Origin of the sequence: Pseudoalteromonas sp. OF5H-5 (assembly GCF_021530695.1) — a bacterium.
Lineage (GTDB): Bacteria > Pseudomonadota > Gammaproteobacteria > Enterobacterales > Alteromonadaceae > Pseudoalteromonas.
In genome coordinates this window covers 25,354-48,102 of the sequence record NZ_JAKGBF010000012.1, presented here as the reverse complement: position 1 = coordinate 48,102, position 22,749 = coordinate 25,354, and the positions used below count along the sequence as shown (strand labels likewise).

14 protein-coding genes are annotated in these 22,749 nt (G+C 45.2%); 3 read left to right on the top strand and 11 right to left on the bottom strand.

Annotation, left to right across the window (positions count from 1 at the left end; translation table 11 throughout):
* Positions 1–2 precede the first annotated feature (2 nt).
* The 3 genes from L1271_RS17005 to L1271_RS16995 are packed head-to-tail and all read right to left on the bottom strand — an operon-like array spanning position 3 to position 4,354.
* Complete coding sequence (locus tag L1271_RS17005) at positions 3–2,387, bottom strand: ABC transporter permease (protein WP_235368343.1); 2,385 nt, start codon at positions 2,385–2,387, stop codon at positions 3–5.
* A 10-nt stretch (positions 2,388–2,397) separates the two neighbouring features.
* Positions 2,398–3,102 carry an ABC transporter ATP-binding protein gene (locus L1271_RS17000; RefSeq protein ID WP_010606919.1) on the bottom strand — a complete coding sequence of 235 codons (705 nt, stop codon included), beginning with the start codon at positions 3,100–3,102 and terminating at the stop codon, positions 2,398–2,400.
* A 10-nt stretch (positions 3,103–3,112) separates the two neighbouring features.
* Positions 3,113–4,354, bottom strand: coding sequence for an efflux RND transporter periplasmic adaptor subunit (locus tag L1271_RS16995; protein ID WP_235368342.1), 1,242 nt, complete (start codon positions 4,352–4,354; stop codon positions 3,113–3,115).
* Between the two features lie 263 nt (positions 4,355–4,617).
* On the opposite strand from L1271_RS16995, the gene L1271_RS16990 reads away from it, so the two are divergent.
* Complete coding sequence (locus tag L1271_RS16990) at positions 4,618–7,122, top strand: zinc-dependent metalloprotease (RefSeq protein WP_235368341.1); 2,505 nt, start codon at positions 4,618–4,620, stop codon at positions 7,120–7,122.
* Positions 7,123–7,210: 88 nt separating this feature from the next.
* Here L1271_RS16990 and L1271_RS16985 read toward each other — a convergent pair whose 3' ends face one another.
* Positions 7,211–7,825: a PQ-loop repeat-containing protein gene (locus L1271_RS16985; protein WP_029215886.1), complete on the bottom strand. Its 615-nt coding sequence runs from the start codon at positions 7,823–7,825 to the stop codon at positions 7,211–7,213.
* A gap of 463 nt (positions 7,826–8,288) precedes the next feature.
* Between L1271_RS16985 and L1271_RS16980 the strand changes: the two genes are divergently transcribed.
* Complete coding sequence (locus L1271_RS16980; protein WP_235368340.1) at positions 8,289–10,091, top strand: PKD domain-containing protein; 1,803 nt, start codon at positions 8,289–8,291, stop codon at positions 10,089–10,091.
* Positions 10,092–10,169: 78 nt separating this feature from the next.
* Here L1271_RS16980 and L1271_RS16975 read toward each other — a convergent pair whose 3' ends face one another.
* From L1271_RS16975 to L1271_RS16950, 6 genes are all read right to left on the bottom strand, one after another.
* Entirely contained in the window at positions 10,170–12,983 is a 2,814-nt protein-coding gene (locus L1271_RS16975) for a hypothetical protein (protein WP_235368339.1), read from the bottom strand.
* A 152-nt stretch (positions 12,984–13,135) separates the two neighbouring features.
* Positions 13,136–13,372: a hypothetical protein gene (locus L1271_RS16970; RefSeq protein WP_235368338.1), complete on the bottom strand. Its 237-nt coding sequence runs from the start codon at positions 13,370–13,372 to the stop codon at positions 13,136–13,138.
* A 58-nt stretch (positions 13,373–13,430) separates the two neighbouring features.
* On the bottom strand, positions 13,431–14,702 hold the full coding sequence (locus tag L1271_RS16965; protein WP_102057762.1) for a sensor histidine kinase: 1,272 nt from the start codon (positions 14,700–14,702) through the stop codon (positions 13,431–13,433).
* Positions 14,680–16,029 carry a sigma-54-dependent transcriptional regulator gene (locus L1271_RS16960; protein ID WP_010606927.1) on the bottom strand — a complete coding sequence of 450 codons (1,350 nt, stop codon included), beginning with the start codon at positions 16,027–16,029 and terminating at the stop codon, positions 14,680–14,682. The genes L1271_RS16965 and L1271_RS16960 overlap by 23 nt, the downstream gene beginning before the upstream one ends.
* Before the next feature lie 61 nt (positions 16,030–16,090).
* The gene (locus L1271_RS16955) at positions 16,091–16,942 is read right to left on the bottom strand and encodes a D-hexose-6-phosphate mutarotase (RefSeq protein ID WP_235368337.1); all 852 of its coding nucleotides are present in this window, start codon (positions 16,940–16,942) and stop codon (positions 16,091–16,093) included.
* Positions 16,943–17,103: 161 nt separating this feature from the next.
* Positions 17,104–19,062, bottom strand: coding sequence for a methyl-accepting chemotaxis protein (locus L1271_RS16950; RefSeq protein WP_174170207.1), 1,959 nt, complete (start codon positions 19,060–19,062; stop codon positions 17,104–17,106).
* 267 nt (positions 19,063–19,329) lie between these two features.
* Here L1271_RS16950 and L1271_RS16945 point away from each other — a divergent pair, with 267 nt between their 5' ends.
* Positions 19,330–20,625: a porin gene (locus L1271_RS16945; protein WP_102057764.1), complete on the top strand. Its 1,296-nt coding sequence runs from the start codon at positions 19,330–19,332 to the stop codon at positions 20,623–20,625.
* 101 nt (positions 20,626–20,726) lie between these two features.
* Here the strand turns inward: L1271_RS16945 and asnB are convergent, their stop codons facing one another.
* Positions 20,727–22,742: an asparagine synthase (glutamine-hydrolyzing) gene (gene asnB / locus L1271_RS16940; RefSeq protein ID WP_235368336.1), complete on the bottom strand. Its 2,016-nt coding sequence runs from the start codon at positions 22,740–22,742 to the stop codon at positions 20,727–20,729.
* Between the last annotated feature and the right edge of the window lie 7 nt (positions 22,743–22,749).

Genomic DNA, 22,749 nt, shown 5'->3' with positions numbered 1-22,749 from the left:
GCTTATCCCTTCACTAATTCAGATGGGTTGATTAATGAATTGAGTGGCCTGCGCAGTAGTTGTTGTAGTGAAAAGTACAAACACGAGCTCGACACTAACACTATCCCCACAGCCGCAATCGAAAACTCTGCCACATTAAATGTTTGCTGAAAGTATGGCGACAATAATAAACACCCGGTCAGGGAAATCATTAACGCAATACCTATGTGCTTAAAGTGGGTGATAAGATCCTCTTGAGTTAGATCGCTATGCTTAGCACCCAGCACCATTTTCGTACCGTAATAAGAAGCTTTAAGTGATTGGCTATAACGAAAGACACCAAACAGGCCAATAATCACGAGCAGCAACGCCAACGCGAAGATAAACAGTGCTCCATAGGTAACCAAGGTATCAGTCAACAGGTATTGCTCACGCTGCGCAGTAAGTGATTTAAAACTAAAGATTTTCAATGCTGGATGAACTTGCATCAGCAGCGCTGCAAAATGGGATTTAGTGACAGGCTGCTGAGTCTTAATTAACACCGTATTACTTCCTTGTACTGCTCGATACACATGGGGCAGTACGGGTTCGCCAGGCACGGCTAAATCAGCAACGACACCAATAATTTCAAACGCCGCATCTTCGTCTGTAATGTTAAAACTCAAGCGCTTGCCTAGCGCCTTTTCCTCTCCACCTAGTTGCTCTGCAAAGGTTTTATTGATAATTAACTGCTGCTCACCGCGGCGCACCGCTTCACTATCGAAAAACTGACCTTGTAGTAACGGCAAAGAAAAAAACGCAAGATAACCACTATCCACAACTCGGCCAACCGGATGCACTCGTTTGAGCGTCTCGACTTCTTGCAATGACCAAGTGCCAACGCCTTGCCCGATGGGTGAACGGCTTCGACTCACCGCGATTACTTCTGCGGTATTCCCTAGGGCTTCACTGGCTTGACGCATGACTTCTCGGTATTCGTCTCTCGGCATTGTGTCAGGAGCATAAAACGTGACTTCGTATTTATTCTTGAGATCTACCGCATAAGCATTGTTGAGATGAGATATGGCAGCAACACCGACATTAAAGCAGAAGAAGGTCAAGATAATAGAAATACTTAACTGACTCACCGCCATGATCCGTTGCACTCGCGCACTCACAACAACGGCATTCCCCTTACCACTTTGTTTTAGCATGTGCGTTAAGTGACGAAAGCGAATTGCTGACATTCCAGCTAACAACAATAAGCAACTCGTCAATAAAGCGACCAATCCCAGTGCAAGCACACTTTGCCAGGTTAACGAAATCAGCTGCGCTTGCGGCAACAGTCCCACTAGTTCTTTTTGTAGCCACTGGCAGATAACATAAGACACGCCAATTGCAACCACGAGTGATACTAAGCAAAGTGCTAGCAGCGGTAACCACTGCATCAGCGCAATATCTCTTATTTTTGCTCCCACCACCGCTTGAATTGCCAGCCGGCGCTGGATCTGACTGAGTCTTGCAAGGTATAAGTTACTGATATTTAATAGCGCGATACCAAGTAAACCAAGCGATACCACAAACATTCCAAATAACAATAAGGGAGACTTACCGAGCATAATTGATTTCAGCGACACCGCACGAATGCCAATATGCCACTTCGCAAAATACTCACTGTCGCTCACTTTGCTGCGCCAAAGTGTGTTCATTTCGTTGGAAAGCGAGAGGCTGACTTGTTCATGCTCCATCCCTGTAGCCAGTTTACCCACCATCAAGTTAAGCGCATAACGGTTCCACCAGTAAGGTTTAGCTTCCTCTGAAGTTAGGTTGTATTGCCAAGGTAGCCATACCGCAGTGTTGTGCGTGAGCTTTTTTAAGTTAGGTTCATAAAACCGCTCAGCAGCCACCCCGACAATCGTAAACTCTTGCTCATCCAAACGCAGCGTTTTATTTAAGATATCAGGGTCACCATTAAAGTGGCTTTGCCAAGCTTGAAAGCTAAGCACTGCCACAGGGCTGCTCTCATCGACAGGTTCGGTAATAACCCGCCCCATCGCAAGCGGCATATCAAAAATACTAAACCACTCGGGCGAGACATAAGCTGATTCAACTTGAGGCGCATCTGCGTCTGAGGTAAGCAATTGCTCGGCATAATGCACCATCGCCAGTTGCTCCATGGCGGCAGGTTTATGCTCGTATAAATGCATCAATGATGGGTAGTTAAAGGCTTCGCTGCTCTCGTTGCCATTTTCATCAAACATCGGGTATTCAAGTTTAACAATACGTTCTGAATCCGGGTATGGTAGAGGTGAGAAATACAGGCTATGTAACATCCCCATTGCGACCAGCATCACAACGAATACGCAGCTCAGCGTAGTCACCACACTAACATGGTAAATATTTGCACGGTCTAAGTTGAACACTTGCATGGTGCCCTCTCTATGCTCGTTGACTAACAGGTTGAGCAGAAGCGACTGTGCCTAACAGCTCACCATCAAACAATTTCACCTGCCTTGGAGCCATATCGGCATAACGTGGATCGTGCGTCACCATACAAACTGTGGTGCCTTGCTGATGCAATTCAGCGATTAATTGCATCACCTGATCACCACTTTTCGAATCTAAGTTACCCGTCGGTTCGTCCACCAGTAGAATGCTTGGTTCGGTCACCAAAGCACGAGCAATCGCGACACGCTGCTGCTGCCCGCCTGATAACTGATTTGGCTTATGTTGAACGCGATGCGACAGTCCAACCTTTTGTAAACAAGACTCGACTCGGAGCTTTACTTCAGCCTTACTCAACTTCTCAGGACGATACTTTAGGGGTAAAGCGACGTTATCGAATACCGAAATTTCATCAATGAGATTAAAAGCCTGAAAGACAAACCCAATATGCTCATTGCGAAGCTCAGCGGCCTGATCAAGCGTCAGAGTTGTCACATCATGAGCACCAATCGTATAGCTACCACTTGTTGCTTGGTCAATTAAACCGATGATGGATAGCAAAGTAGATTTACCGCATCCTGATGGGCCAGAGATCGAAATAAAATCGCCTTTTGCTATTTCCAGTGAAATATTTCTCAGTGCGTGTGTTTGTAGTTCTTCGGTTTCGAACACTTTATTGATATTTTTAAGCACTATCATTTTGATATTCCTACTTTAATAAGATTGTCTCATCTAGACTGGCAAGATAGGCTAGATCAGAAATGATTAATCGTTTCCCGGCTTCAACGCCAGAATCTATAACAATATATTTCCCCGTTGAAGCACCAAAGGTGATTTCTAGCGGCTTTGCGGTGTCATCACTAGTCAGTGCAAATAAGGTCTGCGTTTGATTGTCTTTGGCATTGGCAGGGCGCTGAACATAGGTGGCATTGGCAAGATGCTTAATGGCGATGCTGGCAGAGATACTCAGCTGCGCTCGCGCCTGCTTCGGTAAGGTATTTGGTAAACTCACCTCTACTTCCACGCTATTGTTTGTCACCACGGGGTCAACTCGGAGCACTTTGCCTTTTACTTTGTTGGCCTGCATGTTCACCATCACGTCTTGCCCAGTTTCAACCCAGCGCACTTGGGATTGTGGCACAGACAATACCGCCATCAACGACTGGTTAGAGCCAATCAATGCTAATTCGTCACCAACATTGACTCGTTGCCCAAGCGCCAGAGGCATGCGCTCAATGATCCCTGAAGTGCTGGCTTTAATCTCCAGTTGTTGTTGTTTTTCTAGTAAGTTATTGAGTTCTTGTTCACGAATATTGATTTCCTCGTTAGCAAGAATAAGCGCCGAGCCATGTAGTGCTTGCAACTGTTTAGCTTGCTGTTCTAGCATGCTAATTTCATGCTGCAAGGTACTCAAACTGGTTTCAGTTTGGGCAAAGTTCAGCGCGGAAATAATGCCTTGTTGTGCAAGGTTTTGCTCCGCACGGTGACGCAATACTAAGGTTTTAAGCGCGCCTTGTTTTTGCATCAGCTGTGTTTGTTCGTTTAACAGCTCCCGTTGTTGAGTGAGTAGCAACTGCTCTTTTATTGTCCGCGACTGGCGCAGAGCTTGTTTGGCTTGTTGAACCTGTAACGCCAGATCTGGGCTCACAAGCTCGGCGATCGCTTCACCTTTGTGCACAATTGCGCCCGCTTTATGGTGGATAGTTTTAACGATAGCCGAACTTTGCGCGTTTAATAAAAACTGCTCAGCACTACGTAACTCCCCAAAGCTATCTACTGATAAAGTAAGCGGACCTTGTTTCACTTCCGCCACCAGTATCTCTGCGCGTATCACACTAGAATGAGACGCCCATTGTTGCCACAGTAAATAAACAATTATCACCACCATTAAACAGACAGCAACGATGTAATGTTTGGTTTTTCTTGGATTTGCCGGTTTGACTAGATCCATTTCCCCTCCTCACTGACTGTCGACTGATAGCGAGAACCATGCCAAATAAAAATAAATAACCATTTCAATAAATTAACTTAATTCCAGATATCAAAACCGGCTGATATTTCGAAATCGAACACAGCTTTTCGGAATTGGAAAGAGATCTTAACTTTGTTTGCCAATATGTCGTTTATCTTTTGTTACATTCATTTTACCTTGAGTTTCTGACAGGCTCTGATGTTTTGGGTACACTCAGATTTTTACAATTTCGAGTCAACATTATGAAGAAAACGGCATTAAGCATTGCCCTTGCGCTCACCTTCGCAAGCGCCCCAAGCTTTGCAAAAAAAGACAAAAAAGAAGAAGAAAAAACAATCGCTTCACTAGTCAAAAATAAAACCAGTATTGATGGCCTGTTTCCGCTTTATCAGGATAAAGAAAGCGGAGAATACCTAATGCAACTCAATGAGATGCAACTTGATACTCCGTTCTTATACTTCGCGCATACTGTTGATGGCGTTACCGATGTCGGCCATTTTCGAGGTAACTACCGAGAAACGAAACTGATTGAGTTTAGAAAACACTTTAACCGCATTGATATTATCAGCAAAACACCGCGTTTTATCTTTGATGAAAACTCAGCTATTGCGAACGCGAGCGATGCCAACATCAGTGAAGCCGTACTCGCCAGTATCGAAATTGAAAAAGCTGAAGACGGTAAAATTTTATTCAAAGCAAATAAGCTATTTTTAAGTGAGTCACTGCATAAAGTATCTCCTTGGAAACGTGCAGATGACAAGAACGCAAGCAAGCGCTTTGCCCTTGGCAAATTAGACGACAAGAAATCTCGAATCGTTAAGCACCGTCCATATAGCAACAACTTAGATATCGTTGTTGATTATGTCTTTAGTAACCCAAACCCAAAAGTTGCAGGTTCAAATGCAGTGACAGACTCACGTTTTGTCTCGCTAAAAGTACAACATAGTTTTGTCGCACTGCCAGACAATGACTACCAACCTCGCTACGATGATGCACGTATCGGTTACTTCACCAATCAGTTTGACGTGCAAACTTCACCAGATTGGGCGCCGTATAAAGACGTTATTAAGCGTTGGAACTTAGTGAAGAAAGATCCAAGCGCGGCGCTTTCTGAACCTGTTGAACCTATCGTGTGGTGGATTGAAAACACCACACCAGTCGAATGGCGTGACACGGTTCGTGATGGTGTACTAGGATGGAATAGTGCGTTTGAGAAAATCGGCTTTAAGAATGCCATTGTTGTAAAAGTACAACCTGACGATGCCACTTGGGATGCGGGTGATATCAACTACAATGTACTGCGCTGGACTTCTTCACCTCGCCCACCGTTTGGCGGCTATGGTCCAGCAACTGCCAACCCGCTTACTGGCCAAATTCTTGGTTCCGACATCATGCTAGAGTATGTATTTATGCGTAACCGCTGGATGTATGACTCACTCTACTCACAAGGTCAAATGAGCCATGGTGCAGAGGCATCAAGCGATACACTACACTGTTCGCTTGGACATGAAATGCAAGGTCAATTGATGACGGCAAGCCTTGCAACAGGTGCTGACATCGAACGCAAAGAAATGCTACGACAGGGCTTAGTACAGTTGGTTCTTCATGAAGTAGGACACACCTTAGGCCTAAACCACAACATGAAGTCTTCTATTTTGTGGGGTCCTAAAGAAGTACACGACAAGTCAAAAACACAAGGTATCGTAACCGGCTCTGTGATGGACTACGCGCCAGCTAACATTGCCCCTCTAGGCGTTGACCAAGGTGATATCTTCCAAACCAAACCAGGTCCGTATGATGATTGGGCGATAGAATTTGGTTACAGCACAGCACTTAACGATGACACCCAAGAGCAACAGCGCCTTGAAAAGATCTTATCTCGTTCTGGCGAACATGGCTTAGCTTTTGGCAACGATGCCGACGATATGCGTGCGCCGGGGCGTCATATTGATCCTCGCGTGATGATTGGCGACTTATCATCCGATCCGGTGACATACGGGGTTGACCGCATGACTCTGGTCAACCATTTATTCACCGAACTAAAAGACAAAGCGCGTGTTGAAGGTCAGTCTAACCAACAGTTATTAACCTCTGCGAATATGCTGTTTAGTCAATACCGTGCTCAAGCAACTGTGATTTCACGCCAAATTGGCGGTGTATACGTTGAGCGCAGCGTAGTAGGCACAGAAGGTGAAACAAAACCATTTACACCAGTACCACTTGCGCGCCAAAAAGCGGCTATGACCGCGCTTAAGGAAATGGTTTTCGCACCGACCGTGCTTGAAAATATGCAGCCTCTTTACAACTACATGCAAGCGCAGCGCCGTGGCTTTAACCATTATGGTAAGAACGAAGATCCTAAAGTCCATAAGATGGTACTTGGCATGCAAAAGTCGGTACTAGACCAAGTACTACACGCGAATGTATTACAACGTATCAGCGACTCTACGTACTATGGTAACGAATACAGCCTAAACGAGGTGATGAACGACCTGACTGCCGCTATTTTCGTTGCTGATAAGAATGCAACTACCTTAAGCCAGAACCTACAAATTGAGTACGTTTCTCGCTTAATTAATGTTGCAGGATTGAGCAAAGCGAGCAAATACGACAATTTGGCAAAAGCCGCTGCACTATTCCAACTGCAGAGTATTTTGGATAAGAGCACAGCTTGGGGTGCCGATCAGGCAACTAAGGCACATAAAGCGTATATTGATCGTATGATCACAAAAGCGTTAGAAGCGTAACTCGAAAATTTTTGTATTACGCGAGTGAAATGAGCGAAAACGTTAAGGGCTAGCAATTTGCTAGCCCTTGTTTTGTCTGTTTATATCACTACGCTAAAGCGGGTTTAGAGCGATAGTACTGAATACAGCCTAATTGTGCGGCATTAGTCAGTAAAATCATCACAAACATCAACACGTGAGCGACACTCACATGAGCTAAGCTCAGTTCAGCTGCCAATCCAATTCCGCCCGCTAAAAACTGCAGTGAGAAATACCTAGCGCTTAAGTTAGACACATCACCGCTTTTAATTGTTTTATAGGTCTGCGGCATAACGCGAATTGAGCTCATCACTAGCCCTAAGTAAGTTAACGCATTTAGCAACGCAGCAGCTTCAATGTTCTTTGCCAATAAAAACCCAAATGGCAGCGTCGACAAACCAAGTAAGAGTGCTAATTGATTACGCTGCTTCGAACTTGCGTTGTAGCGAATAAAATAATATAAAATAAGTGCGCTTAAAGAGCCAGTAATCACGAAAGGCAGCACCATAAAAAAACGTTCAAAGAAAATGTTGTAGGCAATAAAGTAAGAGCTTTGTGCAACACCAAAACTCATCATTAACAGTGAGACACCTGATACACTGCGATTTTTACGGATCTTCCTAATCAAAGGAACAAAGCTTAAAACCAAAACGAAAGAAGAAACGATCGGTAAATATTCGCTCAATGCCAACTCCAAATGTCTAAATTGTTGCTAAGTTAAAGTGCTGTAAAACCCTTAAAAACACTTTGTAAAATCATGATTTTTAAGGTTTTTATTTTTGAAGGCGCGCATTTTAAGAACTAAACATAAAAATACAACATAACCTATAGAATCTATTTCCCACCCCTTGGCAAGGCTCAAATACAACCGTATAAAAATAAGTACACTTTAGAAGGCTTAGAAGTGCGGCGGCATGAAAACATCTAACTATCAGCCGGCATGGAATTAATAAAGTAAAACTTATGTTAAAACAATATATATAAAACTTTACAAAACGAATTATTGTTTCTATTTTGGTGTGTGGATGTTCAAAAAACATACCACCAACTGGTCGTGCTCTACAGTGCACCCAAGGCTTGGTTCGGTATTGAACGACGCCCAACTTTTTATCTCAAGTTGGATAATCACACACTCAAAAGGAATAACAATGAAACGACACATTCTTGTCACAGCATTAGGTTTAGCATCAGGTATCGCGATGGCACAAGCGCCACTAACGGAAGCTCAGATGATGGAATATACCAGCAAAGCTAGCAAAGCAATGATTGGTAAAAAGTACGATCTAAACCTTCCACTTATTACTCAAAACAGTGCTACAAGCACTTCAACGTCTACACAAACTATTGTGCAAACAGTTTCACACCCAGATGCAAGCTACATCAAATTACACTTTAAAAACCTCACCCTTGCAAACGGCGGTAAACTCGTTGTTCGCTCGGAGGATAGTGGCGAGCGCTATGAATACACCCAAGCAAACCTCCGCGCAGCAACGGTTGATCCAAGCCTCGGCGATGACGGCGTTAAACAGTTTTCTGCTATGTCAGTCTCTGCTGATAAAGTCATCATTGAATATACTCCAGGCCAAGGTAATGCAGGCAAAACACCCGAAGTCGATTTTTACTATCATGGTACTGAAGGGCAAGCAACTGTTGAGGGCTTGACCGATGTGACGCCCATGTCAACTTGTGGCGCAATGGAACGCAAAGACGTGCAGTGCTGGGCGCAATCGCACCCGGTGGAATTCGAGCGCTCGCGTCCAGTCGCCAGACTGCTCATGAACGGCAGTGGTTTATGTACGGGTTGGCGTGTTGGTGCAGATAACCGTATGTTTACCAATAATCACTGTGTGGGATCAGCATCAGAGCTGGCGAATACTGAGGTATGGTTTAACTATCAAAGTACGAGCTGTAACGGCAGCCAGCGCGAAACTGTGGTTAAGGTCACAGGTAAAGACTTCCTTAAAACAGATTACACACTAGATTATACGCTGTTTACCATCAATGATTTCGCTAAGGCCCAGCCGTTTGGTTATTTTGGCTTAGACGTGCGTAATCCATCGCAAGGCGAGCGTATTTACATTCCTCAACATGGTTCAGGTAATCCTAAAGAGCTGTCGATTGAGTCTGATCAAGACACCAATGGACTGTGCTCTGTTAACCAAGCAACGGCGAATGGTCGAGGTACCGGTACAGATATAGGCTATTACTGCGACACTATTGGCGGCTCGTCAGGCTCGCCTGTACTTGCAGCCTCAACCAATAATGTTGTTGCGCTACACCACTTAGGTGGCTGTACCAATAAAGGCGCTAAAATCAGCTTAATTTGGCCTCAGGTTTCTAGTCACTTTGGTGGCCAAATTCCTGTTGGCGATAACAGCACTACCGATCCATTGCCCGTTGCATTATTTACTTACAGCTGTAATGACCTAAGCTGCAGCTTCGATGGTTCAGGCTCTAGTTCACCAAATGGTTCTATTACACAGCACAGCTGGCAGTTTGGTGATGGCGCATCCGCTTCAGGCGCGCAAACGTCATATAGCTTCACAAACTCTGGCAGCTATACCGTAGAACTCACCGTGACAGATAGTAATGGTGACACTGCGTCAACAACACAACAAGTCACCGTGACGCTGCCAGGTGAAGAGCAAAAGCTTATCAAGGGAGTAGCCAAAACAGGGCTTGCTGGTGCTAGCGGCAGTGAAACCTTCTTCTATTACGATACCCCTGCAGGCACGAATACAGTTACATTCAATACAAGTGGTGGCACTGGTGATGCTGATATGTACGTACTTAAAGGTGCAGAACCAACAACCAGCAATTGGACTTGTCGCCCTTACCGTTATGGTAACAGCGAATCTTGTACCCTAAATGAAGGTGCAGGTCGTTATTGGGTGATGATCCGCGGGTATAATGCTTACTCCGGCTTGCAGATTATAGCGAACCATAATTAATCTCAGCACTTTATAACACATCAAACAATGTGCGGGGCTAGCCTCGCACATTGTTTGATAGCAGTCCGCAACGATTACCTACAACTCATACCAAACACTAAACCAAACACGGTTTTCATTGGTCATATTACGCCCCTCTATACGACCAACTCCAGCACTAAACTGTAGATCGGTTAATCCGGCAGGAGCAAAATCAGCGGCCTTATCTAATATCACTCGAGACAAAGGTAAGCGCATCTTAATACCGTAATTTTGCCCAATCACTTCTCCATCTAACTGATGCTGCTTATAAAATAACTTAGGTTTGCCCTGCTGCCATGAAGTTGCAAATTCATAGCCTAAATAGCGGCTTCCCGTTGCAAATAGATGCGGCAACATAGGTTCGCTGACAGCGTGTAAACTGTTACTAATACTAGTGCTGGTAAGCGCTCCACCGCCCACAGATAGAGGCAATTCGCTGCTGTAGCGGCTATCGACCGATGCATAGAATGGAATTTGCCATGCTTTAGCAAACAAGCTCAGCTGATAATCAAAACCATCTAATTCACCTAGCCACTGAGCTGCTGAGACTTGCAGTGCTACACCATGCTGCTGCGTATCCCACATTGCTCGACCGTTAAAGCCGTAACGCCCGCCGCTCCATGTCTTTTCACCATGTTGCACACGAATAACCCCCAATTCAGGAGCGAGGTAATTCAATGCTTCACCAAAACGATAGCTAGATGACAAAGCAAATTGCTTAAAGCTGCGTTCATTCGAGGTGTTTGCTTGTAGCGAGTGAGACTGCTTATCCGCTTCTAGCTCTTGATATCCAGCATCAAACGTTGTTTTCCAGTTTTCATGACGATATTCGAATTGGGCGAATGCAGCCATCAACGCGCCATTATTGATACTTTTCTCGGCTCCAAGCTGCCAAGCAAGTTGGCGCAGCACATCCTGCCCTTTTAATGCCACGCCCAAACTATCAAAAGAGGCGCTATTTAATGCACCGGATAAGGCAACAGAATAAGACTGTTCGAACACCGAATAATCAGAACTGGGCAGCGCGGTTTGATCTATCTTAGCCGCAGGTAATTGATGAGGATGCAGCTCTTTTAGCTCAGCTTCATCCACTTGCTCCAACACACTCACGGTGCGCCAAGCCGGAGCAACTATTTTGTTAACCTTGACCCCTTCAGGGGTCGCATAGCTCACCAGTAACTGCTGTGAATGAGTAATAATTTGCTCAAGCGGTTTAGCACTTGCAGGTAAGGTCTCAAGTATTTTACTCGCCACGTCATAACGCATCACCGCTAAATGGCCTGCGACTCCAGAAATAAAGTACAGCTTGTCATCATCATGAGACCAAGTTAACCCCGAAAGGTATTGATGTGACTTGGGTAAATAAACAATTTTAGTTGTATCGTGGCTAAGATCTTTAACAACAAGTTGCCAGCGCCTGTTAGGAGTAACATGCACATAGGCCAATGTCGTCTTTTTATTAGAGAGCACAGGAAAGTCATGGACATCCCCAAGCTTGCTTGTGGTGATCGGCGCTTGCTTGCCTGAGTCCAACTCTATGGTCACTAGCTGTGAGTAACCCAAACGAGACACCTCCGCAATAATGGTATTGGCATCAACAATACTAAAGCGACGAATACCCGCGCCTTCGGTTAGTTTCTTCGGCTTTCCAGTACCAACTTTCCAGACAAACAAATCATTGATAAAGGTATCGTCTGCAGCTGGCGTTTTTGCAACGAAGTAAATATGGCTGTCATTCAGCCATTGGGGGTAATAGATACCAGCAAAATTGTGAGCATCAAGCTGCGCAAGCCGCTTTTTTGGAAAGACTTCAGGTGCGATATCCACAATATCTTTAGGATCGGCATTTAATATCGCTTCGTTGCGCTTATTAAATTGCTCAATGGCTTCTACATTTTCTTTGTTTTCGTAGATATTGAGTGTAACTTGGCGTTTACGATTTTGCTCTACCACCAAAAACTGACTGCCATCTGGAGAGAATGCAATATCTCGAGCAGCATATGAGAACCGCTGCCAAAGCTCACTCTGTGTCGGAACCAAGGCCAGCTCCTGCTGCATGGCCTGATAGCTATATTCAACAATAAAGCGACGATATAACTGACTGGCCGGCGCTCCAAAAGCACCACTAAATGCAGTTTCAAAACTGCGAGATTCCACCGCCTGCACTCTTGTCCACACTGCATCTAACGTCTGTGCGCCATAATTATCCTCAAGCCATGCTAGAAAACGTACGCCTACTAAGTATGCCATGGAATTGGAAAGGTAAGACTTGTCGCCATTATCTAAAGCGCTATAGGTCGGTAATGCACCTTGCTGCGCGTAATAACGCACAATGCTCTCACTGTAGTTGTCGTATAAACGTCCTCGTCCCGTTAATCTAGACTCCAGCAAGGTAGCATAGCCTTCGCTGACCCAACGCGGTAATACCGCATCGAGCAAGTCGGTAATATCGTGCCAATCTCTGAGATGTTGTCGCCATTGATTACGGCTAGGCTGTGATAGATGAACGAGATGAATATATTCGTGCAAAATGAGCAACTGCTGCCAACTGGTGTTATTTGCGATGACGGAATCAGCTTGAGGCGGCGTCGCTTGCAGTGCCATCATTGGTTTATCTGTGCTGGGTAATGCAAAGCCATTGGCCGCATTTTCTGGATCGTAAATAATCACATCTGCGCGTTCACTCAAGGCTCTACCTTGTTGTGCCAGCACTTTATCTCGCACCACCTCCAGCTCATTTGCTGCAGAATACGCCCATTGCTGAAGCGCCTGAGGATAATGCACATTAAAGTTTTCGGTTTTGATGGTTTGCCACTTAGCCTGTAAACCAAAGCTCGTAAAAGCAACAAAAATTATCAGTAGCGCTCGCATTACCTTTCCTAAATAAATCCGGTGGCGCTAGCTTAACAAGAGATGTAAAGAAAAAGTGTGCTTTTTAGTAACAATTTCTTGCGCACGTTACACCTTAAAACGTCTATTTTGGGGCAAGCAAGATCTGAGTTGCTCTAAATGCGCGTAATTTTTCAGTGATTTTGTGGCTGTGCAAGGGTGATAAACAAGCTAAGTACCGCAAGAGACACTGCAAACACAAAAAATACCACGGTTGAACTCAACCCCGCCTGCCATTTTGCCGCGGCGATTAAACCCGCGCTCAATAACACCACCAACTTTGCCTTAGTGTGCGCGTGTGGTTTGAATGATTTGGAGTAGCTATACGCCATAAAGATAAAGCCGCTGGCCAGCAGATAAGTGACTAACATGGTAGCTCCTTGCCAAGGTTTTGAAGGAACTTTAATTATATGCTAATGATAATTATTATCAACAAGGCAAAGTGATTTTTATTAATCCTCCTGAGTCTGTGTTGTGACAACTCAGTTGTCCATCGTGTAACTCTACAATGGTGCGGCTAAAGGTTAAACCTATTCCCTGCCCACCTTCTTTGGTGGAATAGAAAGGAGTAAGCATGTTATCTAGGTTGGCAAAGCCCGGGCCATTGTCTTGCACATCAATCACCGCTTGTTGCTGCTGATAATAAGCATGTAGCGTCAACTTGGCACTTTCACCACTGGCCTCAATGGCATTTTTAACTAAGTTAATCAGCACTTGCTCAATTAAGGCTTTATCGAGATTGAGCGTATTCACAGTGCAATTTACTTGGATGTCGGTATCCTCAAATAACGCAGCAACAGAAGACAGTAACAGCATGATAGAGACTGACTCCCGATCTAGCCTTGGGGTTTGCGTAACTTTGGCATATTGGCTCACAAATTGTTGTAAATGCTGGCAACGCTGACCTATTACACTTAGCGCATGCTGCTCTTTTTCGTCCTTTGCTCTTGCTAATAAGGTTTGCGCTAGGGAGCTGACGGGCGTCAAACTGTTATGGATCTCATGACTTATTACTCGGATTAAGTGTTGCCAAGCAGCCAGCTCCTTTTTACGTAATGCCTTAGTAATATCGAGTGCGACAAGTAAAGAAAACTGCTTACCCTCTTGAAAGAATTCACTACTTTGTAGTTGCCACCGAGATTGCTGCGCTGTATCTGCAAAATGCCAGTGATTATCTTGTTGCACCAGCCCAAACTGAGCCGCGCTTATTCCCTTACACTCTAACCAAGGGCGATGATAAAGTGACTCAAATGCACAATTGGCATAGGCAAGTTTGAGTTTTTCGTCAAACATCATAATAGGCGTATTAAGGCTGTCTATTAGCTGATAAATGATAAACTGCTGACTATGATAGCGGCGCTTTTGACTGTGTAGCTGTGCACTTAAGGCCAGTAAGCGCTGTTCAAATTCGGCTACCACGCCCGCTGTATAATGTGGCTTAATAGTTTGAGTAAAATCACTTTGTGCAATCGCTTCCAGCTGCCAATTAGCACGCATGGCAATGCGTTTAAGGTGAGACAGCAGTATTTTTTGTAACCCGCCCAACAGCCCCAACACACTCACCGATACGGCAGCTACCCACGTTATCTCTAGCTGTAATTGCAGAAGCAGCAAAGTCAGTAAAACCGTACAGCTAATGGTTAACAGCGTACAGTAGGCCCCAAGCCGCCACTCAACGCTAGCCAGATGTTTTAAGGCCATATTTTTCCAAACGCCGATAAAGAGAAGAAGCCGTGAGTCCAAGTATTTTAGCGGCTTCTGCGACATTGCCTTGAGCGCGTTGCATCGCTTGCTCCACCATTTCTTGCTCCACTTGTTGCAAAGTCTTGCTTGGCATATCACTGATCACTTTAGGTGCGGCGGTAAAGCGTAGTTGGCAATCACTGAGCTCAATCTGCAAGCCTTCCGCCATTAACACGGCACGCTCCATGACGTGACTTAACTCACGCACATTGCCGGGCCAATTGTGTTCAATCAACACAGCTTTAACCGCAGGGCTAAGTTCACGAATTGGCTCACCATACTGCGCACAGAATTTAGCGACAAAATACTCAGCCAACGGCACGATATCGCCAAACCGCTCGGCGAGCCTCGGCACTTCAATCACAATTGTATTGATGCGATATAACAAGTCTTCTCGGAACTCACCGGCTTTCACTAAGTCGTCAAGATTGGTGTTGGTTGCGCAAATAAGTCGACAATCCGCTTGTTGCGTCTGACTGCTACCCACAACTTCATAACTGCCATTTTCCAGCACCCGCAGTAATTTTGCTTGTAAAGGAAGTGGAATAGTCGCAACTTCATCCAAAAATAATGTGCCCTGCTTTGCCATTGCAAAACGACCAACACGATGCTGCTTTGCATCTGTAAACGCCCCTTTGCTATGACCAAACATCTCACTTTCGAATAATGATTCTGGCACCGCGCCCATATTCACCTCAACCCAAGGTCCTGCTGAACGATTAGATTGTTGGTGTAACCACTGAGCTAAATGACTTTTCCCCGCGCCACTTGGGCCGGTAAGTAGTACCCTAGCGTCGGTTTTTGCTACTTTAGCAAGCTGCTTATATAAAGATTGCATCGCCTGAGAGCGCCATTGAAACGCGCCGCGCTCGCTGTGTTTTGCTACGATATTCGCTTGCTTTAATGATATTTTGAGTTGTTGCTGCACGGCTTGCAGCAGCTGCTGATTGTCCCATGGCTTTTCGATAAAGTCGCTCGCACCAAGCTGCATTGCAGACACCGCTAACGCGACATTTCCCCAACCGGTGATACAGATCACAGGCACATTAAGATTGGAGTCACGTAGCCAGCGCAAAAAGTCCAGCCCTTCATTGCCTGAGGTGGTATCTCGGGAGAAGTTCATATCGAGCAAGGCTAATGACACTTGCTTAGCGGTGAGCAGTGGCTTGGCAAGTTCAAGGGTTGCCGCCTCAATTACATTGAAACCTTGATCTTCTAAAAAGAATACGGCGCTGAGGCGTACTTCGGCGTTATCGTCGATAACCAGTATTGTGGGCTTTTCCATAGGGAGAATTTTTATTGTTATAGGGTTTCAGCGGAGCATAGTGTGCTCCGCGAATATAAAATTATAACCAACGGATGATTGTACTTAAGGTATGGCTTTCACCTGGTGCAAGTTGCACGGCATCGTCCATTACGTTACAAGCTTCTAAGCACAACATCTTGTGGTATTCGTCATCATTAAAGTTGCTTAAACGCTGTGACTTTTCAATCCATGGGTTCCAAAGCACACAAGAAGTTGAGTTTTCACGTTTTACTTCAATAATGCCCGCAGGCGTGTTGATGGTTTGCACTGGGCTTGCTTGGGTGTATACCATATCGGTTTCGCGGGCAAAGCTAACCACTTCGGTTTGCTCAAATGGACCTTCATCAAACTCGATATATTTCGCGCCTTGTAACCCGTCTACCGTGGTATTACTGACTTCTGGCGTTGGGAAATACGTATGTAAGGCTTGCGTTAACGTAAATGGCGCATCACCAGTATTGATATTGGTCAGTCGCACTTCAAGCTTGTCTGATAACACAAACTCAACCTCTAATTGTGACGTGTGTGGCCAGTATTGCGCTTCAACTAAGGTCATCGGTAGTGTGAGTTTAACGGTAATTTCATCGCTTTTTTCTTCAACGCTGTGCGCACGCCAAAGTAGCTTGCGAGCAACCCCATGAATTGGCCAATCAGCTTTGCTATGTACGCCAAACCAAGGCCAACAGATTGGAATACCACCGCGTACTGGTTTACCTTCAAGGTAATCTTCCGCCTCAGAAACCCAAATTAAACTGCCTTTTCCTGCTGGTGTAAACTCGGTAAGTTGCGCGCCCTGTAAAAAGATCTTCGCTTGGCAAAATGCACTGTCGACCCAAATATACTCTAGTCCGGACTCAGTGCGCTCGATTGAAACTGAAGGTGATAATTCCATGGTGATTCCTACGTCAACTCAATGATATGCCTACCTTACCACTTAAATACTACGAGTAAACTGTTATCCATCCAATTTGAAAGTTATTCAATTATACCAATGCGGTAGCACCGTGAGAGCGTTGCTCTCACGATTTATGGAACTTGAGGATTGGGCTAAAGCTATACTTTAAATTTGCCCACCAGCTCTGTGAGTGTGCTCGACAATGAATGTAATCTCACGCCATTTTGATTGGTATTCACAGCGATATCACTCACGCTATCCGCAGCATTTTTAATTTCCACCACGTTGCGATTAATGTCTTCAGCAACATGTTGCTGCTCTTCAGCTGCGGTGGCGATTTGCGTGTTAAGGTCGCTAATATTGACAATCGCTTGGGTAATTTCACTAAATTGTTGTTGCGCTGAGTTTGTCAGTTCAACCGTTTGCTCCGTACGCGTTAGGCTGCGCTTCATTTCTCCCGACACCATTTCCGTCATTTTTCTAAGCTTATCAAGCTGAGAGGCAATTTCTTCCGTCGATTCAGAGGTACGCTGTGACAACGCGCGTACTTCATCAGCCACGACAGCAAAACCACGACCATGCTCACCTGCCCGTGCCGCCTCAATTGCCGCATTTAATGCCAAAAGATTAGTTTGCTCCGCTATGCCTCGGATCACGCTGAGTATCGACATAATATTTTCGCTTTCGGTGTCGAGCTGCATGATGTCTGCGGTTGCCTTATTGATCACTTCAGATAACGTTGTGACGCTCTCGACAGACTCTGTGATCACCCTTTGGCCCAGCTCAGATGCTTGCTGAGTTTGCCCTGCCAGCTCAGCCGCATTGGCGCAGCTTGCCGCCACTTCGTTTGCGGTTGCCGCCATCTCATTAATTGCGGTGGCAGCCATTTCAAGCGCTTGCTGTTGTTGACTGGTAGCGCCCGTGAGCTGATCAGATTGTGAAGCGGTTTGTCGTGAGGTTTCATTAACTTGCTGTGCACACTCATTGATTTGCGTCACCAACTCAGCAATGAGATTTAAAAACAAATTAAAGCTCGTCGCCAGTTTGCCTGTTTCATCCTGAGCTTTAATGTCTAAACGCTGCGTTAAATCACCACCGCCTTGCGAAATTTCAGTTAAACCGTCACTCACTTCTACAATGGGCGCTGAAATCAACTTAGAAATATAACTTGCTAGCAACAAAAATACGGTGATCAGGACAGCACTTAGAATCAATATCGTCAGCGTCATCGCATTGGCTGCAGCCATTACCTCACTTTTTTCAACTAAACCAATAAACTTCCAGCCTAATTTGGGTGCTGTATAGATGTTGGCAAAGTAGTCTTGCCCGTTAATTTCGAGCTCAAATAGCCCATCTTTATTTTGAGCCAATTCACGATAGCGGCCGTTCGCAATGTCTGCCAACTTTTTAAATCTATGTTCGGAGAACTTGGCATCGACCAGCACATTTCCAGTGTCTTCCACTAGCATTAAATAGCCAGTCTCGCCCAATTTGATATTGCGGATGATTTTGGTCAGCCCTTGCAGTGACACATCCATACCTTGGACACCCACGGTTTGACCATTGGCAGTAACCGCTTTTACCGTCGACACAATCACCATATCATCCGGCGCCCAATAATAGGCGCTAGTGCGGATCGTCTCACCATTTCCCGATTGCCCTGTTTGATACCAAGGACGCTGTCTAGGATCGTAGTTTGCATTCACTTCACCTAGAGGCCATTGAATATAACCACCTTGCTGATTCCCCATGTAAATATAGGCAATGCCGGGGTGCGTGTTACCAAAGTGCTCAAATAACGAATATGCTGCTTGCTCTGTTTTACTTCCTACTTTGGAATTAAGTCGAGTGGTGCTGGTTGAATCCATATAAGTTTTCACGTCTTGCTGCGCGCTCAAGACTTGTGCATGGGTTGCCAAATAGTCTACGTTTTTTGCAATTTCATCAAAAAACATCTGTATGCCATTCTCAACCTGTAGCGCCTCTCGATCACTGAGCTCCGAGAAGGTCTCTATTCCCTGCTGCCTAGTTTGACTGATAATAAGCCCCGCGATGATTAACAAAGGAAGCGCGATTGCCGTTGCGAAAGACAGCTTTAATTTTTGCGATATATTCATGAATAAACACCATTTCACAGATAGTAAAAATATAGTGAGGGATAGGCTATTGGGCAAGAATTACATACAAATGTGATCACTTGTTCGTCTTACATTCATCTTAGGTATGGTTAAATGCTGGGTAACTTTGAGGTCAGATAGGCCGCAGTGTTACTATGGATAATTCAATCAAGGACCATAAATTTATTTGCTTTCTGCAAGGATAGCTTTGGTGGTCTACAATTTGTAAGAGGTTTTTGCGCTCAACCATTTAACAACGGGACAACTATGTTAAAACTTTCAACCATCTCACTCGGATTAGGTCTAGCACTTTGCTCTAATTCAGTGCTTGCCGAAAACTCAGAAATTGACGCGCTAAAGCGCCAATTGGCTGAACTTCAGAAGAAACTCACGCAGCTAGAACAAAAAGAGCAGGCGCGAGCACAACAGGAAAAAGTCGCTAAGGCTGAAAAAGCCGAAGCAAAAGCTGAAACTAAAACTCAAGTTGCAGCAGCTGAAACAAAACCGACCATCAAAGTCGGCGGCGCGATCAGAACAAACTACAGCCATACGTCTTATGACGATGACAACAAGAACCGTGGTGGCGATTTTGACTTCGATATTTTCAGGTTGAACTTCTCTGGCAATGTCGGTGGCTTTGGCTTAAATGCCGAAATCCGCTTTTTCGACTATATGACTGCGGTAAAATACGCTTACCTAGACTATGACTTTGCCGACCATTGGCAAGCTCAGGTTGGTATGACTAAAGTACCTTTTGGTAACTCACCTTACAATTCACACAACTGGTTCTTTAACACTACCTATTATATTGGTCTTGAAGACGACCACGACATGGGGGTGGTATTTAAACGTAAAGTGGCGGACAACTGGCAGCTTGATCTTGGTTTTTTCAAAAACGATGAGCTAGGTGGTGTGGACGGTTACGTGGATGACCGCAGCGATCGCTACTCTTATGACGTGGTAGGTTTCCGTAAAGCGGGCGATGGCGTTTATGACGACCCAACGCAACCAATCGGCGAATATAACACCTTTGTAGGTCGTTACGCGTACCATATTGAACACAACGGTGGCACAACTGAAATCGGCGTCTCTGGCCTTGCCGGTGGCCTTCACGATGGTAATGACCGAGCAGGTGATTACAACGCGTGGGCACTACATTTAAATAGCAACATAGGCCCTTGGAACTTACAGTTACAACACGGTGAATACCATTACGATATTGATGATGTAAACCGTATGGCAGTAGGTGCTTATGCATTTTATGATTCCATCGCAGCAGAAGCCACCATGTCGAACTTTAATGTAGCGTACAACCTGCCAGTTGAGTTCGGTCCAATTACCGATCTGCAATTTTATAACGACTTCGGTATTATTTACGACAAATCCGATAACACTGAAGACACTTGGATGAATGTCACAGGTGTGTCACTTGCTGCGGGTGCATTCTTCACCTATGTTGATTTAGTTCACGCGAAAAACCAGCCGTTTATTGGTGGTTCAATCGCAGGCGATAGTGACGAAAGCGAGCGTCGCTTCAACATTAACTTCGGTTATTACTTTTAATCTTTGGGATTAATTTTAGATATTAAATGAAAAAGGCGATGCACTAGTTGGCGCATCGCCTTTTTATTTCCTTGTTTTCTGTCATACCAATAAGACCAACGTTAGTTTGTGGCTGCCCTCCAACCAAGGCGTTCCGCTTCAGCGGCGGCAAATTGAGGTAAGTCTGCGGCGATAAATTGTTTGTGCAGTATTTGCACACCAAGCAAGTGATTGATCACGGCATCTAGTTGCACTTTGAGTGAATCATCTGCGTCTGGCGATTCATGTAACTCAAATAGCGCATTTACCGCTTCAAAGTCTAATAAGCCAGCGGCTTCTACAGCTTGTCTAGATAAGTATTTATCGGCCAGCACGCGCATTGCCGCCCATTTTTTCTCATCCGAGTGCGCCGGTGGTGCCATAAAAGCAAACTTTTCTCGTTCATACAGTACTTCTGGCAGCAGCCCTTTCATCGCTTCACGTAACACATACTTTTCTTTACGATCTTTAATGCGATATTGCGGGGGAATGGTAAAGGCAAACTCAGCGAGGTGATGATCCAAAAAGGCAGGCCTTGCCTCCATCGAATTGGCCATATCGACCCTATCTCCACCCCAAGTTAATATTTGCCCTTCAAGCATAGTTTTAATCCATACATACTGGGCTTTATCGAGTGGATGGCGAGACTCCAACATGGCATCATCTAAAGTCTCGGCAATCGCTTTGCCTGCATCATAACCCGTGAGTATTTCTCTGTGTTCGGCGGCAACGAGTTGATGGGCAAAGTGACTGCATGACAGCCAAGGCTGCAAACAACTTGGTGTGAAACCAACCACCTCATCTAATGCTGCACTATCGTATTGCTCACGGGAAAGCATAGCCCCCTTAAACAACTTATTGCTGTCTTCCAGCATGGTTTGCCACTGGGCTTTTTCGGTGTCATCAAGTTCATCTAAACCATATAAAAACAGGTCTTTTCTAAATGCTGGATAACCCGCAAAAAGCTCATCGGAGCCTTCTCCGGTCATCACAACTTTATAATTAGACTCGTTAACTTGCTGGCTCATCAGGTATTTCGCAACACCAAGCGTGTTATAAATAGTTCGTTCGGTATGCCATAAGGTTCGCTCGAAATGGCCATATAGCTCGTCACCGCTTAACGACATAATATGATGATCGGCCTTGGTGGCTTGCGCCATTTGCTTTGCAATCGGCGTTTCGTCGTACTCAGCACTATCAAAGCCTATGGTAAAGGCCTTAATTGGTGCTTGTGCCGCAGCTGAAGACAAACCCAAAATAGCGCACGAGTCTATGCCACCACTTAAGTAACAACCTACCGGAACGTCCGCCGTGAGTCTCAACTGCACCGCCTCTAGCAGCTGTTTGCGCACGCCATCAATGTAATATTCTTCATCTTTGCTATTTAAATACGATTGCGCCGTTGGAAAGTTAACATCCCAATAAGGTCTATCTTCAATGCTAAAACCTTGTTCGCTTCTGGTGATGCTAACAACATGCCCAGGTTTGATTTGATGTACATTCGCAAACGCCGTGCTGCCGGGCACCATGACTTGGATCAGTTGATGAAATAGACCTTCACTTGAGAATCGACGCTTAACTTTAGGATTGGCAAACAGCACTTTCAGTTCTGAGCCAAACACAATTTCGTCGTCTGCTTGAGTGTAGTACAAAGGTTTAATACCAAAGCGGTCTCTAACTAAGTGCAACGTATCGGTTTGCTGGTCATACAACGCAAACGCGAACTCACCGCGCAGATGCGTCAGCATCTCATCGAGACCAAGCTGCTGATATAAGTGCATAGCAATTTCTGAGTCGCTTTTACTTTGGAACCTTGCCCCTTTTGCTACCAGCTCAGCTCGGATCCGCGCGTAATCGTAAAACTCACCGTTGTGAGCCAACATTAGACGCTTATCAGAACTAATAAAGGGCTGCCGCCCTCGCTGCTCGTCGAGGTCGATTATCGACAGTCTGGCGTGACTAAATCCCACGCCAGCCATTTGTTTATAGCCAAAACCGTCGGGGCCACGATGATGTTGAATGGCTGCCATGTTTACTAATAATTGATTATCTACTTGTGTTTGCGCTTGCGTTGAAAAAATACCAGCAATTCCGCACATAATATCT